This window comes from Halorubrum ejinorense (genome assembly GCF_055389685.1).
The window spans coordinates 1,004,783-1,026,594 of record NZ_AP043777.1; the positions used below are offsets into that span (position 1 = coordinate 1,004,783).

The following is a 21,812-nucleotide window of genomic DNA, read 5'->3' on the forward strand; positions in this document are numbered from 1 at the left end:
ATGACCGGCTGGATCGGCCTCGTGACGGAGCTCCAGCGCGCCCTCACGAGCAACCTCCAGCGGTTCGCCGCCTCGGTGGCCGTCGTCGTCACCGTGCTGGCGGTGCGATACCTCACCCGGTGGCTGAAGCGACGCGACGATGACCTCTCCTCCACGCAGCGGTTGCTCCTGTCGGCGGCCGTCGGGGTCGCCACCGCGCTCGGCGCGATCGCGCTGATCGCGGTGTGGGACCGGAGCGGCGCCCTCCTCGAGACCGCCCAGTCGGCGTTGAGCGCCGACCAGCTGTCGAACGTCGTGTTGAGCGTGATCCTCCTCGCGACCGCCTACGCGCTCACCGACTTCCTCGGCGGTCTCATCCGCGAGATCGGCGCGGAGAGCGCGTCGATCTCCGACCACCAGCAGGAGGTCATCCTCCGGCTCACGCAGCTGACGGTGTACACGTCGGCGCTGATCGCGGTCGTCGGGCTGTTCACCGACAACGTCGGGAGCCTCCTCGTCGGCGCGGGGTTCCTCGGGATCGTGGTCGGCATGGCGGCGAGACAGACGCTCGGCGCGGTGTTGGCCGGCTTCGTGCTGATGTTCTCCCGACCGTTCGAGGTCGGCGACTGGGTCGAGATCGGCGACCACGAGGGAACGGTCACCGAGATATCGATCATGAGTACACGGCTCCGCTCGTTCGACGGCGAGGTGATCACGATGCCGAACGACACCGTCCGTTCGGGCTCGATCGTCGACCGCTCCCGGCGGAACCGCCTGCGGATCGAAGTCGAGGTCGGGATCGACTACGAGACCGACGTCGACCGCGCGATCGCGGTCGTCGAGGAGGCGGTCGCCGGCCTCGACGACGTGGGCGAGATGCCCGAGCCGAACGCCGTGACGAAGCGCTTCGACGATTCGGCGGTCGTGTTGGGGCTCCGCTACTGGATCCGCAACCCCAGCATGCGCAAGCGCTGGCGGACCCAGACGGCCGCGATGAGCGCCATGAAGCGCGCGCTCGAAGACGACGGGATCGTCATCCCGTTCCCGCAGCAGACGCTCTCCGCCCGCACGGACGACGCCTCCGGGCCGCGGCTCGACGCCTCCGTGGAGGACCGGGCCGCGAAGCGTGGCGGTTCCCGCGGTGACGGGGAGGGACAGGACGCGACCGGCGAGTCGGGGGCGGAGTCCGGTTCGACCGCGGACGACGCCGAGGGGTCGGACCGATGAACGACGCCGAGCCGGACGACGGGGAGTCTGACGACGGGGAGTCGGCGGACGGCCTCGCGGAGCGACGCGGCCTCGACGACGCCGTCGTCTACCAGCCCGCCGAGGACTCCGGTCTGCTCGCCGAGGCGGCCGTCGCGGAGGCGCACGGTCGCGTGCTGGAGGTCGGCACGGGTTCGGGATGGGTCGCCCGACGGATCGCCGACGAGCGGGGGCTCGACACCGTCGGCAGCGACCTCAACCCGCACGCGGCGCGCCAGGCCCGCGAGCGCGGCGTCGAGGGGATCGTCGCGGACCTGCTCTCCCCGTTCCGAGCGGACGCGTTCGACACGGTGTGTTTCAACCCGCCGTACCTCCCGACGGACCCGGACAACGAGTGGGACGACTGGATGGAGCACGCGCTCTCGGGCGGCGAGTCCGGCCGCGAACTCATCGATCCGTTCCTCGACGACGTCGGGCGCGTCCTGGCGCCCGACGGGGTCGTCCTCCTGCTCGTCTCCTCGCTCACCGGGTACGACGAGGTGCTGGAGCTGGTGGCGGACGCCGGATTCGCGGCCGAGCCGGTCGTCGAGGAGTCGTTCCCCTTCGAGACGCTCACCGTGCTGGCGCTGCGGCGGGCGTAGCCCGGACCGCAGCCGAATTACCTCCGGACATAATCCGCATTAGCAAATATTATACGGCGGTATATCGAACCACGGGTAATGACCGAACGAGTCGCGGCCACGCCGGGGTTGTACCCGCTCCCGGACGGAGCGAAAGAGACGCTCTCCGACCTGAAGGGCCACCAGAAGGGTGACCTCCTGAGCGGCGACGAGAGCGCGGCGATCGTCGCGGAGTACGACGAGGTGCGCGAGGCGTACGTCGGCCACCAACTCGACGCCGGCCTCGACCTGATATCCGAGGGGCAGGGTCGCTGGGACGACATGATCGCACACCCCTTAACCGTCAGCGACGCCGTCGAGACCGGTGGAATCGTCCGATACTACGATAACAACAACTTCTACCGCGACCCGCGCGTCGTCGACGACCTCGGCTTCTCGGGCGACGTGGCCGGTGAACTGTCCGACGCGGCCGACCTGCTCGCGGACGCCGACGGCGCCGCGGACGCGTCGCTCGCGGCGACGCTCCCCGGCCCGTACTCGCTCGCCGACCTCGCGACGGACGACCACTACGGCGACGCGGCCGAGTTCCAGGCGGCGGTCGCGGAGTTCCTCGCCGGCGAGGTCGAGGCGTTCCCGTCCCACGAGACGCTGTTCCTCTTGGAGCCCTCGCTCGTCACGAACCCGCCCGCCGAGGGCGACGAGTCGACCGCGACGGACGCCATCGCGACGGTCGCCGACGCCACCGACGCCGACGTGGTCGTCCAGACGTTCTACGGCGCGCTCGGCGAGAAGCTGTACGCCCACCTCGTCGACGAGGCCGGAGCGGACGCGCTCGGCCTCGACCTGGTCGCCGGCGACCGCGACGACACCGTCTACAACGTTCAGGAGTTCGGCTCGACCGACTCGCTCTCGCTCGGTCTCGTCGACGGACAGAACACGCTCGTCGAGGAGCCGGAGACGGTCGCCGAGCGCGTCGAGTGGTTCGAGTCGCAGATCCCGTTGGAGGGCTTCGACCGGACCTACCTCACGCCGAACACCGAGCTGTTCTACCTGCCCGAAAACAAGTACCGCGCGAAGCTGAACGCGCTCGCCGCCGCCGCGGAGGTGCTCGACTGATGGTCCGAAACCCAGACGCGAACCGCGACCAGTTCCGCCCGCACGACCACCCGAACGACGCGTTCCTGCTGACGACCGTCGTCGGCTCGTACCCGAAGCCGAAGTGGCTGAACCGCGCGGACGAGCTCGTCGACGACCCCGACTCGAAGTTCGACGAGTCGGACCTCGAAGAGGCCCACGACGACGCCTGTCGGCTCATCACCCACGAACACGAGCGCGCCGGGCTCGACACGGTCGTCGACGGCGAGATGCGCCGCAACGAGATGGTGGAGTTCTTCGCCGACCGCATCGACGGCTACGAGTTCAACGGGCCCGTGAAGGTGTGGGGCCACAACTACTTCGACAAGCCGAGCGTGGTCGAGGAGGTCGAGTACGACGAACCGTGGCTCGTCGACGAGTTCGAATTCACCTCGTCGGTCGCCGAGCGCCCGGTGAAGGTCCCGATCACGGGGCCGTACACCCTCGGCTTCTGGGCGTTCAACGAGGCGTACCCCTCCACCGAGGAGCTCGTCTACGACCTCGCGGACCTGGTCAACGAGGAGGTCGAGAAGCTGGTCGAGGCCGGCGCGCGCTACATCCAGATCGACGAGCCCGCGCTGGCGACGACGCCGGAGGACCACGCCATCGTCGGCGAGGCGCTCGAACGCATCGTCTCGGGCATCGACGAGGACGTCCGGATCGGCCTCCACGTCTGTTACGGCGATTATTCGCGGGTGTACCCCGAGATCAACGACTACCCCATCGACGAGTTCGACGTGGAGCTCTCGAACGGCGACTTCGAGCAGATACCCACGTTCACCGACCCCGAGTTCGAGCCCGACCTCGCGCTCGGCGTCGTCGACGCGCACACCGCGGAGATCGAGCCCGTCGAGGATATCAAAGAGAACATCCGACAGGGCCTGCGCGTCGTCCCGCCGGAGAAGCTCACGATCTCGCCCGACTGCGGGCTGAAGCTGCTCCCCCGCGACATCGCGTACGGGAAGATGGAGAACATGGTGACCGCGGTCCGCGAGGTCGAAGCCGAGATCGACGCCGGCGAGATCGACCTCGATAACCCGCTCGCCGACGACTGAGGCGGCGACGCCATTTATAAGCGCGCGCCGACCGCACTGCCGACATGGACCTCGGCCTCACGGTCGGCGACGACCTCGACCGCTTAGCGGCGTCGTCGACGCGGTTCGACTTCTGTGAACTCGGCGTCGGCGAGCCGACGCTCGTCCCGGGCGAGATCGATCCCCGACGACTGACCGACGCGCTCGCCGGCCGCGACCTGCTCGTCCACCTCCCGTACAGCCAGCGGCTGGCGACATACGTCCCCGAGGTGAACGACGCCATCGTCGACTACCAGCGCCGGCTCCTGGAAGCGGCCGGGGACCTCGGCGCGGAGAAGGCGGTCCTCCACGCCACCTCCGCCGACCGCGACGACGTGGACTTCCGGGAGACGGCGGCCGACCAGCTTCGACGCGTCGCCGACGCCGGCCGCGAAGCCGGGGTCGAGGTCGTCGTCGAGAACGTCGGCCACCAACACGCCGGGCTCCAGCTCTCCGTCCTCGGCGAGATGGCGCGCGAGACCGACACGCCGGTCTGTTTCGACGTCGGCCACGCGTACATGGAGGGCGGCAACAAGGCGATCGGGCGGTTCCTCCGGGACCACGGCGACCGCGTCTCGCACCTCCACTGTCACGACGTGCGGCGCCGCGGCGACACGCACGTTCCGATCGGGGCCGGCGAGGTCGACTACGACCTCGTCGCGTCCGAACTCGCCGACTTCGACGGCACCGTCGCGCTGGAAGTCTTCACCGACGACGCGACGCTGCTCCGCGACTCCGCCGAGCGCGTCTCCGACCGCTTCGGCGCGTCCTTCTGACGCCGCCGATCAGTTCGCCGGGTCGTCGCGGTGTTCGTCGTCGGCGTGGTCCGTGTCGTCCGAACTGTCCGCTTCGGTGTCGTCCGTGCCGTCCTGACTGGCCGCAGTCGCGTCCTCGTCCGCTGCCGGATCGGCGTCTGCCGGCGCCTCCTCCGCCGCGTCCGCCGCGTCCGCGGCCGCCGTCCGGTCGTCGTCCATCTGTTTCTTTATCGACTCCAACTCGGACTCGACGTCGACCTCCGGGGCGTCGGTCTCGGCGTCGCCGTCGGCGTCCGGCGACTCCGCGTCGGCGTCCTCGCCGGGTTCGGTCACGTCGATCCGGACCGGGCTCGCGCCGTCCTCGGTCGACTGCGCCGCGTCTCGTCGCTTTCCGCCGTCCCGGTCCGCGCTCCGCTCCGTCCCCGAGCGGCGGTCTCGCGCCGCGTCCGCCTCTCGACGCCCCTCGTCGATGCGGGACTCGATCTCCGCGGTGAGGTCGCGGGCGTCGGCGATGATCGAGCGCGAGGCGGCCTCCTCGGGGAGGTCGGCCTCCGACAGCGCGGTCCGGAGCTCCGAGAGCGATCGCGAGAGGCCGGCGGTCGCACCGTCCCGGACCTCAGAGAGGCGGTCCCCCGCGCCCTCTGCCCCCTCGGCGACGCTCCGGCCGGGGTCGGCGAGCCGGAGGGTCCCCCGAAGCAGTTCGAGGGACTTGATCGTCGTCTCCAGCAGGGCGATGATCGTCGGGATCGTGTACTGTTCGGTGAACCGGACCAGCTCCGAGAGACGGGGCGGCCGCGGGGGACCGCGGCGGTCGCGTTCGGTCTCTCGGAGGTCGGCGCGAAGCTCGCCGAGCACGTCCTCGAGCTCGTCGAGCCGCTCCTCGAGGTCGTCGTCGCGTCGGTCGCGGGAACTCATACCGCCCGCTACGGCGCGAGCGCGTAAAAAGCCCGGCAGCGCCCCGCCTCCGACCGACCGCCGCCTCCCGGCGACCGCTCAGAACCCTTCTCGGAGGAACGTCCGCCGCGGCGGGAAGAGGGCCGCGAGGTCGGCCGCGAGCGTCTCGGCGGCCGCGGCGTCGACGTCGAGCGCGGCGTTCGCGCGGAGCTCGCCGACGCTTCGATACCCGGCGTACAGCTGCGAGAGCGCGTCGATGTCCGCGGTCACGTCGGCGTCGGTGGGGTCCTGCCGTTCGTCGCCGCCGGTGTCGGCGTCGGCAGCGTCCACGCGCTCGGCGTCGACCTCGCCGTCCGCGACCTCGACCCGGATCGGTCGGTCGTGCCAGTCGACGAGCGGGTCCTCGACCGCGAGCGTGAACGCGGCGTCGAGATCGGGGTCGGGCGCCAACTCGGCGAGCGCGTCGGCGGCGTCCACGAGCCGGAACATGGGGCCGGCTCGGACCTCCTCGGTCACCGCGCGCGGGTCCTCGACGCGGTCGAGGACGCTCACGTCGACGGGGAGTCGGAGCCGGACGCGTTCGACCTGCGAGTCGTGGTCCCGGCAGAAACGGAAGATCTGGTCCCACTCGGCGGGGTCGGCGACCGCGGCGTCGGAGACGACCATCTCCGTCCCGTCGCCGTCGTCGCGCTCCTCGAACGTGTACGACAGCAGCGCGCGGAGCACGCCGTCGCGCTCGAAGCCGTAGACGAACGGGTCGGTCTTCCACCCGCGGAGGGTCCGCTCGCGCCACCACGCCTCGGTCCGCGCCATCGTGAAGTCGTAGCGCTCGGCGGTCGCGGCCAGCAGTTCGGCGGCCGCGTCGTGGTCGTCGGCGTCGAGCCGTCGGAAGTGGCCCGCCTCACCGGAATTACCGCCCGGAGCGTCCGCTCCGGCGGCCGCGAACGCCAACTGCTCGGGCGGCGCCTTCAGCCACCGGAACCGGCTCACGGTCCCCCAGCCGTACCGTCGGTAGAAGGCGTGTTCGAAGGGCCACAGCACCGAGAGGGACACCCCGTCTTCCCGGTACTCGGTCAGCGACTCGCTGAGGAGACGAGCGATGTGCCCCTGCCGCCGGTGTTCGGGCGGGGAGGCGACCGCCGAGAGGCCGGCCGCGTCGCGGTCGCGGCCCCGAACGCGGAGCGTGAAGTCGTGGTGCCCACACACCGCGACGGGGTCGTCCCCGTCGAAGAGCCCGCGGTACTCGGCGAGGTGTTCGCGGTCGTCGTCGTCGGCTTCGGGGTCGTAGGGCCCGTCCTCGGGCGAGAAGGCGTACCGCATGAACGCGCTGAACTCGTCGTCGCGCTCCTCCGGGAAGGGTCGGTAGTCGAGACCGTCCATACGCGGTCGCCACCGGCGAGCCCGATAAGTCTTCCCGGCGCCTGCGTGGGGTTCTCACGCGGTCGGGGCGACGGCGGACGGGATGACCGAGCCGTTCACTCGAACTGCCCGCGGCGGTACTGGACGGGCCACTCGACGTCCGCGTCGAGCTCGTGGGCGGCCTCCAGCGGCCAGTGGGGGTGCCGGAGCATCTCTCGACCGAGCGCGACGAGGTCGGCGCGCTCGTTCCTGACGAGGGCGTCGGCGTGGGTCGGCTCCGTGATTCCGCCGACGGCGGCGACGGGCACGTCGGCCCCCTCGCGAATCGCCTCGGCGTACGGCACCTGGTAGCCCGGGCCGGCGCTCGGGAGCTGCTGGTCGGGGTGGATCCCGCCGCCGGAGACGTCGATCAGGTCGGCGCCGGCCTCGGCGAGGAGCGGGGCCAGCCGCACCGAGTCGTCGACGTCCCACGAGTCGCGGTCGGGGAGCCAGTCCGTCGCGGAGATGCGGACGAAGACGGGCTTGCCGTCGGGCCAGACCTCGCGGACGGCCTCGACGACCTCCCGCAGGAGACGGGCGCGGTTCTCGAAGTTCCCGCCGTAGGCGTCGTCGCGGTCGTTGGTGACCGGCGAGAGAAACTGGTGGAGCAGGTAGCCGTGGGCGGCGTGGACCTCCGCGACCTCGAAGCCGACGTCGCGTGCGCGCTCCGCGGCGGCCGCGAACGCGGCGATCACCTCGTCGATCCCCTCGGCGTCCAGTCGACGGGTCGCGGCCGGATCCCCCGACTCGCTCCGGTCGCCGCTCGGGTACGGTTCGTCGGTCGCGGAGACGGTCTCCCAGCCCCGCTTGCGGTCCGCCGGAATCGGACCGCTGCCCTCGGCCGGCGGGTGGTGGGACGCCTTCCGCCCGGCGTGAGCCAGCTGGATCCCCGGCGTCGCGCCCTGCGACGCGACGAAGTCGACGACCGGCTCGAGCGCCTCGGCGTGCTCGTCGGACCAGATACCGAGACAGTCGGGCGTGATCCGGCCGCGGGGCTCGACGGCGGTCGCTTCCGTGATGACGACGCCGGCGCCTCCCGCGGCCCGAGCGCCGAGGTGGACCTGATGCCAGTCGTTCGCCAGCCCGTCGTCCGCGGAGTACTGGCACATGGGCGAGAGCATTACGCGGTTTCGGAACTCCGTGTCGCGCAGCGTAAGCGGCGTGAACAGTGTATCGGTCACGGCTCGCCGAACGACCGCCGCGACGTAAGGCCCTCCGATCCCCTGCCCGGATCGCCGCCGCTGGTTTAGGCCGACCGAAATCTATAACACCACCGGCCCCTGACGGACCGGTAATGACAACGGGAGACCGGATCGAGCGGGACGCCGAACCGGCGGCCGACGAACGGCCGACCGTCGCCGCGACCCGCTGTTCTCAAGAGCGGACCGTCTTCGCGGAACAGGGCAACACCGACGCGTGGATCGCGACCGACCTCACGGTCGACCTCGAACGGTAACTCGCCGACCGGGCCACGACTGACCCCTCTGCCGTCACTCTCCGAGCGACGCGTAGCCTTCGCGGCTCCGCGCGCCGTGTCGCCTTCGCGGCTCCGCGCGCCGTCCCGTCGTCACTCCTCCGAACGGAGCGCCGCTCCCGTCCTTCCGAGCGCGTCGGGCCGCGCGGCGACCTCCGACCTCGGGCGCCGATCGCGGACCCCGCGCTCCTCGACGAGCGACCGCACGCGATCGAGCAGCGCGACGTAGCGCCCGCGCCCGGCGCCCTTCTCGAAGTACGCGTCCGCCCCGGCCTCGAAGGCCGCCGCCTCCGCGTCGTCGCTCGGACACGTCGTGTGGAACACGACCGGGACGTCGTCGCCCCGCTCTCGGAGCCGCGCCGCGAGCTCGACGCCCGACCCCTGCTGGAGCCGGTGTTCGGCGACGACGCAGTCGACCGCGACCCACTCGTCGCCTCGCTCGACACCGGCCGCGACCGCGTCGAGCGCGTCCGGCAGCCGCTCGACTGCGTTCACCCGAAACCGTCCGTCGGCCCGCGCCGCGAACGCCGCGAAGAGCTCGGCACAGCCGGGGTTGGGCTCGACGAGGAGCACGGTGATCGGCTCCTCGTCGGGCGTCTCGGAGCGGTCGGCTGCGGTGTCGTCGGGGGCTGGGTCAGGCCGTTGGGTTGAATCGGTCATTCGTGGCGTACAGCGGCGACGGCTCGACGAGAGACGACGGGCGACAGGCGCTGTGATTATTCTTCGTCCGTTATTTGCGCGGGCCGAACATAATAATTCCGCGATCACCGTTCTCACGCCTCAAGACGACGATTGTCGGGTAATACTACCGAGCGATCGCAAGACGTGAATCGGATATTTTTGCGACGGCGCGCATCGGCCTCGCGCGGACGCCGCGAGGCCGCCTACGCGAACAGGTCGCGCGCTTCGCGGACGGCGTCGACGAGCGCGTCGACCTCCTCGACGGTGTTGTAGACGTAAAACGAGGCCCGCGCGGAGGCGGCGATACCCAGTTCGTCGTGGAGCGGCTGCGTACAGTGGTCGCCGGCGCGGATCGCGACGCCGTAGTCGTTGAGGATGCTGGAGAGGTCGTGCGCGTGGACGCCGTCGACGTTGAACGCGACGAGCCCGCCGCGGTCGTCGCCCGGCGGCCCGTAGATCTCGACCCCGCCGAGCGCCTCGAGCTCGTCGTAGGCGTACGCCGTCAGCAGGTCCTCGTGCGCTTCGACCCGGTCCATGCCGATCTCCTCGAGGTACTCGACCGCGGCCGCGAAGGCGATCCCCTGTGCGATCGAGGGCGTTCCGGCCTCGAACTTCCACGGGAGGTCCTCCCACGTGGAGTCCTCGAAGGAGACCCGCCGGATCATGTCGCCGCCGTAGAGGTACGGCTGCATGTCGTCTAAGACCTCCTCTCGGCCGTACAGGGCGCCGATCCCGGTCGGCCCGCACATCTTGTGGCCGGAGAAGGCGAGGAAGTCGACGCCGAGGTCCTCGACGTCGACCGGTCGCGTCGGGACCGACTGCGCGGCGTCGGCGAAGATCAGCGCGTCGCGGTCGTGCGCCATGTCGGCCAGTTCGCCGATCGGGTTCACAGTGCCGAGCGTGTTCGAGACGTGGACGACCGACACCATCTCCGTGTCGTCGTCGATGAGCGTCGCGGCGTCGTCCATGTCGAGTCGCCCCTCGTCGGTGACGTCGATGAAGCGCACGTCGGCGCCCGTCCGCTTGCCGATCTGCTGCCAGGTGACGAGCGACGCGTGGTGTTCCATCTCCGAGAGGACGACGTTGTCGCCGGGGCCGAGCTCTTCGAGCCCCCAGGCGTAGGCCACGAGGTTCATCGCCTCCGTCGTGTTCTTCGTGAAGACGATCTCCTCGCGCCCCTCGGCGCCGATGAAGTCGGCGACCGTGTCGTGGGCCTCCTCGTAGGCGACCGACGCCTCCTGGCTCAGCTGGTGGATCCCGCGGTGAACGTTGGCGTTGTAACCGCGGTAGTAGTCCGAAATCGCGTCGACGACCGGGTCGGGCGTGTGCGAGGTCGCGGCGTTGTCGAGGTAGACGAGCGGCGTGTCGTCGTCCGCGCCTTCGCCCGGCGTCTCCGGGTCCCCGCCGACCTTCCGATCGAGGATCGGGAAGTCGGCGCGGAGCGCTTCCACGTCGAACGGGTACTGTTCTTGGACTCCCATTACAGGCTATCGGGCCCCGAGCACTAACACACCTTCGGTCCGGTACGTCTTGCCCGTGTCGCGGACGGACGCGGCCCGCGACGACGGTTCCTCGATCGCCCCGCTCGCACCTTCGGTTCGGGTCCGGCCGCCCCGCTACTCCTGCCAGTCCGGGTTCGCCCGCGGCGGCGAGAAGATGTCGTAGCCGACGGCCGTCTCGTCGCCGCGGTTCGCCGCCGCGTGGGGCTCGTCGCCCGGGATCACGTAGGTGTCGCCCGCCTCGACGACCCGCTCTTCGCCGTCGACGACGAACGTCACCGCGCCTTCGGTGATGGTCCCGATCTGCTCGTGCGGGTGGTCGTGTTCGGGCACCGTCTCGCCCGGTTCGATCTCGAACCGCTGGATGCTCGTCTCCTCGCCGACGGCCCCCTGCGTGAGGAACACGCCGTCGACCGCCTCGGCCGACTCCGCGTCCGCGTCCGGTACGACGTCCATACGACCTCCGCCGACCCGGAGACACCTAAATCCGCGGGAGCGGGCAGTCCGGAACGTGGACGCGGCGTTGCGAGGTCTCCCCGCTCGGACCCGCCCGACTCAGGGGAACGGGTGGTACGGCCGGTCGAGCGCGGGCTCGAACCCCATCGACCGCGGCACCTCGCTGGCGCGGTCGCCGAAGAACGGGTCGCCGGTGAAAAGCGGCTGTGCGCCGGGCACGAGCACGCGCACCGCCTCGAAGCCCAGCGTCGCGAGGTCGCGCGTGGTCACTCGCGCGACGTACGGGTCGAGGCCGACGCGCTCGACGCGGTCGACGACGGCGTCGAGCTCCGCCTCCCCGGACAGGTCCGGCTCGCCGACCCCCTCCGTCGAGACGGTCGCGTCCGGGTCGAAGAACGCCGCCGTCTCGCTCGGCCGGTCCGCGTGGTGGCCGATCGCCGCGCCCTGCTCGTCGGCCGTCTCTCGGCCCATCGAGCGGAGTTCGGTCCAGTTCTGGAGCGCCTCGGCGAGGGCGCTCCGGGCCGCGGCCGCCGGGTCGAGGTCGGCGCCCGACCCCGCGGCGAACCGCGGCCAGTCCCCCTCGCGCTCGACCGCGACCGCGACGACGGGCACGTCCACGTCGGTCGTGACGAGCAGCGGCGTCACCGACAGCGACTCCGCCCGCGCCCGCTTCTCCAACTCGGCGAACCCCGGGTCGTCGACGTCCAGGCCGAGCGGCTCCGTCGTGGAGTACCAGCTCGTCATCGTCGCGTCGCGCTCGACGGTCTCGTACAGCCCCGAGAGCGCGGCGTCGGGCCCGGAGCTCCCGAGCCCGAGCCCGGTGGTGATCGGCGGCCGGTACCGGCGCTCCGGCGGCGGGAAGTGGACGAACTCCGCCGGGAGGCTCGCCGGCTCGCCCGTCGCGAGGCGCTCGCCGCGGACCCACGGCAGCCGGTCGTCGCGGTCGTACGCCTCGGCGCCGTCGGGGCGGACGAACGCCTCCGGCGTCACCGGGCTCGGGACGTTCGACGCCGGTGCGCGCGTGAACGACGCCGCCCGGTAGACGCCGGCGGCGTACCGCTCTAACCCCTCGCCGAGCGCCTTCATGAACGCGGCGTCCCAGCCCGCGGCGGCGCCCCCGCCGAAGTCGGCCGCGTCGGCGTCCGAGAACGGCGTCGTGTCCGCGATCCGAGCCACGTAGTACGGCACCGGGAACGACTCCTGTTCGCCGACCTCGCTCAGCGCGCCGAGACGGGGGTCGACGGCGCGCTCCGCGCGGCCGATCGCGTCGTCGAGCCCTCGCTCGACGTGCTCGCGCGGGAGCGCGTCGCCCGGATCCGCACCGCAGCCGCACCCCGGCACGGGCAGCAGCGTCCGCTCTCCGCCCGGCACCTCGACGACGGTGTCCGCCACCGCGTCGCCGGCGAGGAGCCGGATCGCCCGTCGCCCGGCCAGCGCGCCGGCGTAGCGCACCGCCGACCGGCGCCCCGTCGGCGCGTCGACCGGATCGGGGTCGCCGCTCTCGACGCGAGCGCGCAGGCAGTCGTGACAGGCGTCGTCGAACACCGTCACCGCGGCGTCGAGGTCCTCGAGGGGGACGCCGCCGAGTCCGCCGACCTCGACGGCGACCCACCGGTCGAGCAGCTCGTTCGCGGTCGCGAACGCCGCCGACCCGGCGGTGTCGACGACCACCGCCAGGTCGAACCCGTCGAGGAGGTCGGCCTCGACTGGCATCGCGTTCACCTCGACGTCGTCGAGCGCCGCCGCGGCCGCCTCGACCGCGGGGCCGTCGCCGACAAGTCCGATGTCCATGCCACAGTCGACGCGAGGCGCTGAAAAAAAGCCGCGGGTCCGCGACGCGCGCAGACGCCTCCGGTCTGGCCGCGGCGGGCGAAACGCGGCGGTCACGACCGACGGGAACGCGGCGACCGCGAGGAAGCGAACAACGGAGAGAGCAGTGAGAGAGAGCGGGCGGCGGCAGACGCGGCGGCGCAGCGCGAACGACGGGGCGGATTCAGGCGGGCCGCGGAGTCAGCCGGCCGCGGGGTCAGGCCGGGGTCGCGGCCATCATCTCGGCGGCCGCGGCGGCCAGTTCCTCGGCGTCGACGCCGCGGAGGCGCTCGTCGCCCAGCTTCAGGCGGAGCCGCGGGCGGCCGACGTCGATGGGGACCTTCTCGGTGTCGATGATCCCGAGGTCTTCGAGGCGCGTCTTGGTCCGCGAGAACGTCGCCTTCGACGCGATGCCGACGTCTTCGCCCCACTTCGAGATGTCGTAGAGGAGCACGTCGTTCTTCGCGGCGACGAGCAGGGAGACGGTCACCTCGTCGAGGTCGACGCCGTCGTCGCGGCCCCGCTCGACCGCCTCGAGGACGGCGTCGAAGTCAGCGCGTGCCTCGTCGCCGATCTCGGCCTCCATCGTCTCGCGGACCCGGCTGATAGCCGGCGTGCGGAGCGCGTACGGCTCCGCGTCGTCGAACGCGCTCCGGTGGTTGTCGTACACCTCGTCGACGAAGTCGCCGTCGTCGGTCGAGAGCGCGGCGACGCCGTCCCCGGCGCTCACGAGCGCGACGACGCGGGACGGCGAGACGAACAGCGCGTTGTCCACGGCGCCGTCGAGCACTCGGAGGTCCAGGTCGCCGTCGGCGATGAGGTCGGCGGCGCGGGACGCGACGACGAAGTCGTCTAACACGTCCTTGAGGGTGCGTTCGTCGGCGAGCATCGACAGCGCCGGCAGCTCGTCGCGCCCGACCGCGGTCTCGACCAGCGATACGATCGTCTCCGCCGAGGGGTCGACGACGAGGAGCTCGTCGTCGTCCCCGGCGAACGCCGCTTCGAGCGCCGCCTCGACGTCGGCCGCGAGTAAATTCGACACCATATGTCTCTCGGTATAAAAGCCAGTTGCGTATTTAATATTAACGGGATTTGAAGATCCAACAACTTACGTAGGGGGCCTCACGACGCCGAAAACCGGAGATCAGACTCATCTCCGATTGATCGGATCGCGGGCGCTCCGATTCGGGGACCGCGAGGGCGGCCTGACCGCCGGTTCCCCGGTCACGGCGGCGGCTCGAACGAGCGCGGCGAATCCCGCTCTCGACCGCGACGGAAGGATTAATGCGCGATCGCACCCGCGTTCATACATGGACAACGAGCACGTCCGGGAGGTCGACCCGGCGGTCGCCGACGCGCTGGCCGGCGAACGCGACAGACAGGAGGAGACGCTGGCGATGATCGCGAGCGAGAACCACGTGAGCGAGGCGGTACTGGAGGCGCAGGGGAGCGTCCTCACCAACAAGTACGCCGAGGGCTATCCGGGGTCCCGCTACTACGCCGGCTGCGAGTACGCCGACGAGGTCGAGGAGCTGGCCATCGAGCGGGCGAAGGAGCTGTGGGGCGCGGACCACGTCAACGTCCAGCCGCACTCGGGCACGCAGGCGAACCAGGCCGTGTACTACTCGGTGTTAGAGCCCGGCGACAAGATCCTCTCGCTGGAGCTGAACCACGGCGGGCACCTCTCGCACGGCCACCCCGCGAATTTCACCGGGCAGATGTACGAGGTCGAGCAGTACGAGGTCGACACCGAGACCGGCTACATCGACTACGAGGGGCTCCACGAGGCGGCCGAGTCGTTCGATCCCGACATCATCGTCTCGGGCTACTCCGCGTACCCGCGCACCGTCGAGTGGGAGCGCATTCAGGCCGCGGCCGACGCCGTCGACGCGTACCACCTCGCGGACATCGCCCACATCACCGGGCTCGTCGCCGCCGGCGTCCACCCCTCGCCGGTCGGCGTCGCCGACTTCGTCACCGGCTCGACCCACAAGACGATCCGCGCCGGCCGCGGCGGGATCGTGATGTGCGACGAGGAGTTCGCCGACGACATCGACAGCGCCGTCTTCCCCGGCGGGCAGGGCGGGCCGCTGATGCACAACGTCGCCGGCAAGGCCGTCGGCTTCAAGGAGGCGCTCGACCCCGCGTTCGACGAGTACGCCCAGCAGGTCGTCGACAACGCCGAGGTGCTCGCCGAGACGCTCAAGGGCCACGGGCTCTCCTTAGTCTCCGGGGGGACCGACAACCACCTCGTGCTCGCCGACCTGCGCGACTCGCACCCCGACCTCTCGGGCGGGGACGCCGAGGACGCGCTCGCGGCCGCGAACATCGTCCTCAACGGGAACACGGTGCCGGGCGAGACGCGGTCGCCGTTCGACCCCTCGGGGATCCGCGCCGGGACCGCCGCGCTCACCACGCGCGGATTCGGCGCCGACGACATCGAGGAGGTCGGCGACCTGATCTTCCGCGTCGTCGACGACGTCGACAGCGAGGACGTCATCTACGAGGTCGGCGAGCGCGTCGTCGAACTCTGCGAGGCGAACCCGCTGTACGAGTGACCGCCTGACGGGGCCCTGCTCTCGCCGGCCGCGATCGACACCCCTGCCGTGCCGCGGGACAGATCCGTGCGTAAAAGTGGGGGCGGGTCCCACGGGTCGGTATGGACGCTCCGTCGTTTCTCGCTAACCGCCTCGACCGCGGCGCCGTCCCGCTGGTCGTCGGCGACCTGATCGCGTTGGTGGTCCTCCTGACCGTCGGGACGCTCAACCATCAGACCGTCGAGTTCCTGACCGCCAATCCGCTGTACCTCCCCGGCGTGTTCGCGCCCTTCCTGATCGCGTGGGTCGCCGTCGCGCCGCTCGTCGGCGCCTACTCCGCGGGCGCGGTCGAGACCGCCAAGTCGTCGGTGCCGCTCGTCGTTCGGTCGTGGATCCCAGCCGCGCTCGTCGGGCTCGGGCTCCGCGCGTTCGTCTTCCGCGGCGGCGCGGAGCTGGCCTTCGCGGCCGTCATGCTCGTGTTGGGATCGGTCGCGCTCGGCGGCTGGCGGGCCCTGTACTTCCGCGTCCGGTAGCGCTTCGCGTTCTCGTTCCCGTTTCGAAGCCGCGCCGTCTTTCCTCCGCCACTCGCTCGACCGCTCCACTCCGTTCGCGTCCGCTCCGCTCGACCGTCTCCGGGGACGGTGATCCGCTCATAAGTTATGGGTACTATTGCTGTCCTATCGCAAGTGATCACGCCGAACCCAGAGAAAGATTTAATATCGAATTTCCACTAGTATTCAACGCACACATGACTGGATACTACGACTACGTCCTCGGGCTCATCCCGGCGGCGCTGATCGGTGTGACCGGCCTCCTCACCCTGATCGGACTGTCGCCGTCCGCGGCGCTTCCCGTCGGCGCCGTCGCCGCGGCCGCGGTGACGGCTCACGCGATGTTCGTCCGAACTCCAGTCACCGACGGCGCGCCCGCGGAGCGGTCGGGCGGAAGCGCCGCCGACTGACGATCGGGTCGCGCGACGGGCCGGCGCGGTGTCTCCCGCACCGACCGCCGCGTCCTGTACCGTTTAGTCCCCGCGCCCCGAGGGGCCGGGTATGACCGACGCCCTGTTCCTATCGAGCGCCGACGTCGACGACCTCGCGGTGCCGGCGGACTACGTAGCCGCCGTGCGCGACGCCTACCGCCAGATCGGCGAGGGCGCGCCCGCCGAGCCGCGGACGAAGCTGCTCAACCGCGACCCGCCGGGGATGTTCACCAACTACGCCGCCGTCCTCCCGGAGACGGGCGCGATGGGCGGGTACGCCTACTCGGCCGGCTTCGGCGCGGAGGACGCGTGGTTCATGACGCCGCTTTTCGACGCCGACTCCGGCGAACCGCTCGCGCTGCTCGACGGCGCGTCGATGAACCCGTTCAAGACGGGCGCCGCGGGCGCGGTCGCGGTGGATGCGCTCGCCCGCGACGACGCGACCGAACTCGCCGTGATCGGCAGCGGCGCGCAGGCGCGCGGCCAGTTGGCGACGACCGCGACCGTCCGCGAGTTCGAGTCGGTCCGCGTCTTCTCGCCGACCGCCGAGAACCGCGAGGCGTTCGCGGCGTCGTTCGACGGCCGGCTCGCGGCCGACGTGTCGGCGGTCGCGAGCGCGACTGACGCCCTCGACGACGCGGACGTGGTTATCACGGCGACGACCGCGAGCGACCCCGTGATCGCCGACGCCGACGTCGGGCCCGGGACGCACGTCACCGCGATGGGGCAGTACGATCCGACGAAGAACGAATTGCCTCCGGAGCTCGTCGCGCGGGCCACGTACGTCCCCGACCTCCGGGCGCGGGCGACGCAGGACGCCGGCTCGTTCATCGCCGCGGTCGACGCGGGCCTCGTCGACGAGGAGACGGGCATAACGGCCGATCTGGGGGAGGTCGTCGCGGGCGACCACCCCGGTCGGACGGGCGACGACGAGGTGACCGTCTTCGACTCCGGGGGGACGGGGATCGAGACGGTCGCGGCCGCGCACATGCTCTACGAGCGCGCCGCCGACGCGGGCCGGGGGAAAACCATCGACTTCGCCCCCGCGAGCGAGGCGCTGACCGGGGAGTAGGCGGCGGGCCGCGCGCCACGCGCCTCCGAGCGCAGGTTGAAGTGGCCCGCTCCCGTCCCGACGGGTATGCTGATCGGCATCGTCTCCGACACCCACGACGACCTGGCCGCCGTCGAGGCTGCCGTCTCGCTGTTCGAGCGCGAGGGCGTCGACGCCGTCGTCCACTGCGGCGACTTCGTCGCGCCCTTCTCCGTGACGCCGTTCGACGCCGGCTTCGCGTTCCACGCCGTCCGCGGGAACAACGACGGCGAGTGGGCGGTCGAGTCGACCGTCGACTCGTTCGGCACCTACCACGGGGAGGCCGGTCACCTCTCGTTCGACGGCGTGGCGGGGAGCGAGGCGACCGGGACCGACAGGGTCGACGTCGCGGTCACGCACGGGACGAGCGAGATGCTCGTCGACGCGCTCGTCGACTGCGGCGACTACGACTACGTGTTCCACGGCCACACCCACGCCCACGGCGTCGAGGCGCGCGACGGGACCGTCCGCGTGAACCCGGGCGGGCTCCCGATCCCGGTCGAGGGCGCCGACGACTCCTTCCGGGTCGCGACGCTCGACACCGCCGCGTCCGGGGCCGAGGCGGTGACACACCACCTCCTCGACGGCTGAACGCGGTTCGACCCGGGGCCGCCTCGTAGACCGGGTCGAACGTTTCACGAGCGGCGTACCGCGCGGCGGCGCGTCATAACTTATTCATATTATTACGGTCGCATCGGTGTGCTTATTCCTACTACCGGTGATTACCGACCATGGCTATCGGTCTCGTCCTTTTTGCGGGCGTCGCAGCGTCGTTGTTCGTCGGATTCAATATCGGCGGGTCGTCGACCGGCATCGCGTGGGGACCGGCGGTCGGCGCGCGCATCCTCTCGAAGACCGCGGCCGCCGCGTTGATGACGTTCTTCGTGTTTCTCGGCGGGATCACGGTCGGACGAAACGTCATGGACACGCTCGCGGGAGACATCATCACGATCCCGATAACGCTCGAAGCCGGGGTCGGCGTGCTGTTTTTCATCGGTCTCGGCATCCTCATCGCGAACGTCTTCGGCGTCCCCGTCCCGACCTCGATGACGACGGTCGCGTCTATCGCCGGACTCGGGCTCGCAACCGAAACGCTCAATTACGAAACCATCGGCTCGATCGTCTCGTGGTGGATCGTCACCCCGATCATCGGACTATGGATCGGCGCGGTGATCGGGCGCTACGTCTATCCCGAGCTCGACCGACGGTATTCGATCAGAGTCTCCGACGGACCGCTTCTGGTCCTCGACCGAAGCGGTCCGGTCCCGCGTCCCGCGTACGGACCGAACACGGACCGACGGGAGTTCGCCACTACGGCGCTCGTGTTGACCATCGGCTGTTATATGGCGTTCAGTGCCGGCGCGAGCAACGTTCCGAACGCGGTCGCACCGCTCGTGAGCAGCGGCGCGGTCGGCGAAGTGAACGCGATCGCTCTCGCGACCGTCGCGATCGGAGTCGGCGGGTTCACGATCGCGCGTCGGACGATGGAGTCGGTCGGAACGGAACTGAGCGACATTCCGCTGTTGGCCGCGCTCATCGTGATGACGACCGCCGCCACGATCACGACCGCGCTCTCGTACGCGGGAATCCCGATAAGCCTCGTGATGGCGATGGTGATGACGATCGTCGGGCTCGGATGGGGGCGGGCCACGCGTCCCGTCAGGGTCAGCGACGTGGTGACGGGCCGCTCGGACGCGGAGATATCGACGGGCGCGATCACCGCCTCGAACGGCGACACGACGAATCCCATCGGCCAACCGGAGTCGGAAGCGGCGCTCAACGCCGGTAACCTGTTCAACCCGCGAGCGATCCTGAAGTACGTCTCGATGTGGATAATCGGCCCGTCGGTGGCCTTGCTGCTCTCGTACGGGTTCTTCCTCTTCGTGCCGTTCGTCGGTTGATTCTCGTCGCCGACATCCCTACGCTACCATCTCGGAACGTGCTCGGGACACCACAGAATCACCGACCACCTGGTTTCATACTCGCCTGACGCGTAGATATCGTATGATCTCTAGCGTGCTGGTCCCGATGGACGGCTCGGAGATGGCGGAGCGGGCGCTCCGGTACGCGCTCGAGGTACACCGGGACGCCGCGATCACCGTACTCCACGTCGTCGGTGAGCCGTCATCGATGATGGGTCGTGCGACCGGGATCGCGCTCGCCGACGATCCGCAAGCCGCCGCGCAAGAAGCGGCGAGCGACCTGTTCGACCGCGCTCGCGAGATCGCGGCCGAGTCCGACCGCGAGATCGAGACGGTCGTTCGGGTCGGTCACCCCGCCCGAGCGGTGCTGAACATGACCGACGACTTCGACGCGGTCGTCGTCGGAAGCCACGGCGGCAGCCTCGCCGACCGGCTGCTCGTCGGCAACGTCGCGGAGAAGATCGTTCGGCGATCGGCGGCGCCGGTGACGGTGGTCAGGTAGGCCGCCGTCGCCCGCGGCCACGTCGACCGCGATCTCACCCCGAGTTTTATCGCCGCGCGCTCGCTCCGTACGCCCATGAGACACGCACAGGGGCCGCTCCTCACGATCGACCTGACGGAGCGGACCGCGTCGACGACGCCGATCGGCGACCGGCTCGCGTCGTTCCTCGGCGGTCGCGGGCTCAACACGTCGCTCGCGTACGACCGGATCCCGTTCGACGCCGACCCGCTCGGCCCGGAGAACCGGCTCTACCTCTCGACCGGGCCGATGCAGTACTCGGCGACCTCCTACACCGGTCGGATGGCCGCCACGGGCCTCTCGCCGCTCACGAACGGCCTGCTGTCGTCGAACGCGGGCGGGTTCCTCTCGCGGAACTTCACGGGCGCGGGGTACGCCGCGGTCGAGCTGGTCGGCGCGAGCGACGAGCTGCTCGCGGTCCACGTCCGCGAGGTCGGTCAGGACGGCGAGCCCGACGTGACCTTCGAGGAGGTGCCCGACCTCGAACAGGCCGAGGTGTCGGCCGTCTCCGACCGCTTCGCCGAGAGCCACGACCTCGAACCGGAACACGTCGCCTGCGTCGGTCCCGCGGGCGAGAACGAGGTGCGGTTCGCGTCGGTCATGACCTCCGACACGCGGGCGTTCGGGCGCGGCGGGCTGGGCGCCGTCCTCGGGTCGAAGGGCGTGAAGGCGCTGACCTTCGACGGCGAGGCGGACGCCGGTGTCGACGTCGACTGGCCCGACGAGGCGGGCGAGGTCCACCGCGAGGCAGCCACCTCCGACTCGATAATGAAACGGCAGGGGACGACGAGCGTGACGGAGCTCGCCAACGAGGTGGACGCGCTCCCGTCGTACTACTTCGCCGAGACCTCCTTCGAGGGCGTCGAGGGCATCTCCGGCGACCGGGTCGAGGAGAAGAAGTACAAGAAGGGGACCTGTTCGAGCTGCGCGTTCGCCTGTAAGCTCCCGACCCGCGACGAGGAGACGGGCGTCGAGACGGAGGGGCCGGAGTTCGAGACGGTGATGGCGTTCGGCTCGAACGCGGGCGTCGACGACGTGGTCGACGTGATGCGCGCGAACGAGCTGTGCGACGAGCTCGGGATGGACACCATCTCCTGTGGCGACGTCGTCTCGATGTTCCTAGAGAGCGAAGACGAGTTCGGCAACGCGGGGCTCGTCCGCTCGCTCGTCGAGCAGATCGCCTACCGCGAGGGGGTCGGCGACAAGCTCGCGGAGGGCGTTCACCGCGCCAGCGAGGAGTTCGGCGCCGAGGACTGGACGGTGAAGGGGATGGAGTTCTCCGGCCACGACGGCCGCGCGCTCAACGGCCAGGGCCTCGCGTTCGCGACCGCGAACCGCGGCGCGGACCACATGTACGGGGAGTTTTACCCCTACGAGTACCCGCTCGTCGACCCCGACGACGCCCTCGACCCGACGGGACTCGACGGGAAGCCGCCGAAGCTGGTCGAAAAGGAGAACCGCAACGCGGTCCTCGACTCGGCGGTCGTCTGCAAGTTCTCGCGGGGGACCGTCACCGACGACCGCCTCGCCGCCCTCCTCGACGCCCATTACGACGACCTCCAGTCGCTCGGCGCCCGGATCGTCGAGTTGGAGCGCGCGTTCAACAACGCCCGCGGCTTCGACCGCTCGGACGACACCCTCCCGTACGCGGAGGCGATCGAGGGGTTCGACGCGGCGCTCTCGGAGTACTACGCGATCCGCGGCTGGAACGACGACGGCACCGTCCCCGACCACGGCGACGGTCTCGACGCGGCGGGGCAGGCGACGGCCGACGACTGACCGC

At 70.6% G+C, this 21,812-nt stretch carries 22 protein-coding genes; 14 read left to right on the forward strand and 8 right to left on the reverse strand.

All coding sequences use genetic code 11. The features are described from left to right. From ACZ5KW_RS06080 to ACZ5KW_RS06100, 5 genes are all read left to right on the forward strand, one after another. On the forward strand, positions 1 to 1,206 hold the full coding sequence (locus ACZ5KW_RS06080) for a mechanosensitive ion channel family protein (RefSeq protein ID WP_343775317.1): 1,206 nt from the start codon (positions 1 to 3) through the stop codon (positions 1,204 to 1,206). Further along, positions 1,203 to 1,826 carry a HemK2/MTQ2 family protein methyltransferase gene (locus tag ACZ5KW_RS06085; protein WP_343775315.1) on the forward strand — a complete coding sequence of 208 codons (624 nt, stop codon included), beginning with the start codon at positions 1,203 to 1,205 and terminating at the stop codon, positions 1,824 to 1,826. The genes ACZ5KW_RS06080 and ACZ5KW_RS06085 overlap by 4 nt, the downstream gene beginning before the upstream one ends. A 78-nt stretch (positions 1,827 to 1,904) precedes the next feature. Next, on the forward strand, positions 1,905 to 2,921 hold the full coding sequence (locus ACZ5KW_RS06090) for a 5-methyltetrahydropteroyltriglutamate--homocysteine methyltransferase (RefSeq protein ID WP_343775313.1): 1,017 nt from the start codon (positions 1,905 to 1,907) through the stop codon (positions 2,919 to 2,921). Next, entirely contained in the window at positions 2,921 to 3,994 is a 1,074-nt protein-coding gene (locus ACZ5KW_RS06095; protein WP_343775311.1) for a methionine synthase, read from the forward strand. Before ACZ5KW_RS06090 ends, ACZ5KW_RS06095 begins: the two co-directional genes overlap by 1 nt. A 44-nt stretch (positions 3,995 to 4,038) precedes the next feature. Continuing rightward, positions 4,039 to 4,788 (forward strand): sugar phosphate isomerase/epimerase family protein, encoded by a 750-nt coding sequence (locus ACZ5KW_RS06100; protein WP_343775309.1) that lies wholly within the window; start codon positions 4,039 to 4,041, stop codon positions 4,786 to 4,788. A gap of 9 nt (positions 4,789 to 4,797) precedes the next feature. Here the strand turns inward: ACZ5KW_RS06100 and ACZ5KW_RS06105 are convergent, their stop codons facing one another. The 3 genes from ACZ5KW_RS06105 to ACZ5KW_RS06115 all read right to left on the reverse strand — a co-directional run bounded on the left by ACZ5KW_RS06105 (position 4,798) and on the right by ACZ5KW_RS06115 (position 8,240). Beyond that, positions 4,798 to 5,682, reverse strand: coding sequence for a DUF7547 family protein (locus ACZ5KW_RS06105; RefSeq protein ID WP_343775306.1), 885 nt, complete (start codon positions 5,680 to 5,682; stop codon positions 4,798 to 4,800). A gap of 78 nt (positions 5,683 to 5,760) precedes the next feature. Continuing rightward, positions 5,761 to 7,041 carry a GNAT family N-acetyltransferase gene (locus ACZ5KW_RS06110; protein ID WP_343775303.1) on the reverse strand — a complete coding sequence of 427 codons (1,281 nt, stop codon included), beginning with the start codon at positions 7,039 to 7,041 and terminating at the stop codon, positions 5,761 to 5,763. 95 nt (positions 7,042 to 7,136) lie between these two features. Then, positions 7,137 to 8,240 carry an NADH:flavin oxidoreductase/NADH oxidase gene (locus ACZ5KW_RS06115; protein WP_343775300.1) on the reverse strand — a complete coding sequence of 368 codons (1,104 nt, stop codon included), beginning with the start codon at positions 8,238 to 8,240 and terminating at the stop codon, positions 7,137 to 7,139. 113 nt (positions 8,241 to 8,353) lie between these two features. Between ACZ5KW_RS06115 and ACZ5KW_RS06120 the strand changes: the two genes are divergently transcribed. Then, positions 8,354 to 8,515 carry a DUF7331 family protein gene (locus ACZ5KW_RS06120; protein WP_343775298.1) on the forward strand — a complete coding sequence of 54 codons (162 nt, stop codon included), beginning with the start codon at positions 8,354 to 8,356 and terminating at the stop codon, positions 8,513 to 8,515. 111 nt (positions 8,516 to 8,626) lie between these two features. Here the strand turns inward: ACZ5KW_RS06120 and ACZ5KW_RS06125 are convergent, their stop codons facing one another. From ACZ5KW_RS06125 to tbsP, 5 genes are all read right to left on the reverse strand, one after another. Continuing rightward, positions 8,627 to 9,193, reverse strand: coding sequence for a response regulator (locus ACZ5KW_RS06125; protein WP_343775296.1), 567 nt, complete (start codon positions 9,191 to 9,193; stop codon positions 8,627 to 8,629). A gap of 224 nt (positions 9,194 to 9,417) precedes the next feature. Then, positions 9,418 to 10,695, reverse strand: coding sequence for an aminotransferase class V-fold PLP-dependent enzyme (locus tag ACZ5KW_RS06130; RefSeq protein WP_343775293.1), 1,278 nt, complete (start codon positions 10,693 to 10,695; stop codon positions 9,418 to 9,420). A 135-nt stretch (positions 10,696 to 10,830) separates the two neighbouring features. Continuing rightward, entirely contained in the window at positions 10,831 to 11,169 is a 339-nt protein-coding gene (locus ACZ5KW_RS06135; protein ID WP_343775290.1) for a cupin domain-containing protein, read from the reverse strand. A gap of 99 nt (positions 11,170 to 11,268) precedes the next feature. Continuing rightward, positions 11,269 to 12,960 carry a YcaO-like family protein gene (locus ACZ5KW_RS06140; protein ID WP_343775288.1) on the reverse strand — a complete coding sequence of 564 codons (1,692 nt, stop codon included), beginning with the start codon at positions 12,958 to 12,960 and terminating at the stop codon, positions 11,269 to 11,271. Between the two features lie 235 nt (positions 12,961 to 13,195). Continuing rightward, entirely contained in the window at positions 13,196 to 14,023 is an 828-nt protein-coding gene (gene tbsP / locus ACZ5KW_RS06145) for a transcriptional regulator TbsP (protein ID WP_343775285.1), read from the reverse strand. A gap of 265 nt (positions 14,024 to 14,288) precedes the next feature. On the opposite strand from tbsP, the gene glyA reads away from it, so the two are divergent. From glyA to ACZ5KW_RS06185, 8 genes are all read left to right on the forward strand, one after another. Continuing rightward, on the forward strand, positions 14,289 to 15,536 hold the full coding sequence (gene glyA, locus ACZ5KW_RS06150; RefSeq protein ID WP_343775282.1) for a serine hydroxymethyltransferase: 1,248 nt from the start codon (positions 14,289 to 14,291) through the stop codon (positions 15,534 to 15,536). Between the two features lie 101 nt (positions 15,537 to 15,637). Continuing rightward, positions 15,638 to 16,048: a DUF3054 domain-containing protein gene (locus ACZ5KW_RS06155; protein WP_343775280.1), complete on the forward strand. Its 411-nt coding sequence runs from the start codon at positions 15,638 to 15,640 to the stop codon at positions 16,046 to 16,048. A 215-nt stretch (positions 16,049 to 16,263) separates the two neighbouring features. After that, positions 16,264 to 16,476: a DUF8015 family protein gene (locus ACZ5KW_RS06160; protein WP_343775277.1), complete on the forward strand. Its 213-nt coding sequence runs from the start codon at positions 16,264 to 16,266 to the stop codon at positions 16,474 to 16,476. A 91-nt stretch (positions 16,477 to 16,567) separates the two neighbouring features. Further along, positions 16,568 to 17,569 carry an ornithine cyclodeaminase family protein gene (locus ACZ5KW_RS06165; protein ID WP_343775274.1) on the forward strand — a complete coding sequence of 334 codons (1,002 nt, stop codon included), beginning with the start codon at positions 16,568 to 16,570 and terminating at the stop codon, positions 17,567 to 17,569. Between the two features lie 66 nt (positions 17,570 to 17,635). Continuing rightward, complete coding sequence (locus ACZ5KW_RS06170; RefSeq protein WP_343775271.1) at positions 17,636 to 18,178, forward strand: metallophosphoesterase; 543 nt, start codon at positions 17,636 to 17,638, stop codon at positions 18,176 to 18,178. A 140-nt stretch (positions 18,179 to 18,318) separates the two neighbouring features. Continuing rightward, a complete protein-coding gene (locus ACZ5KW_RS06175) occupies positions 18,319 to 19,488 on the forward strand; it encodes an inorganic phosphate transporter (RefSeq protein ID WP_343775268.1) in 1,170 nt (389 codons plus the stop codon). 103 nt (positions 19,489 to 19,591) lie between these two features. Further along, a complete protein-coding gene (locus ACZ5KW_RS06180; protein WP_343775265.1) occupies positions 19,592 to 20,011 on the forward strand; it encodes a universal stress protein in 420 nt (139 codons plus the stop codon). Between the two features lie 75 nt (positions 20,012 to 20,086). Beyond that, positions 20,087 to 21,808, forward strand: coding sequence for an aldehyde ferredoxin oxidoreductase family protein (locus ACZ5KW_RS06185; RefSeq protein WP_343775262.1), 1,722 nt, complete (start codon positions 20,087 to 20,089; stop codon positions 21,806 to 21,808). The last annotated feature ends 4 nt before the right edge of the window (positions 21,809 to 21,812 follow it).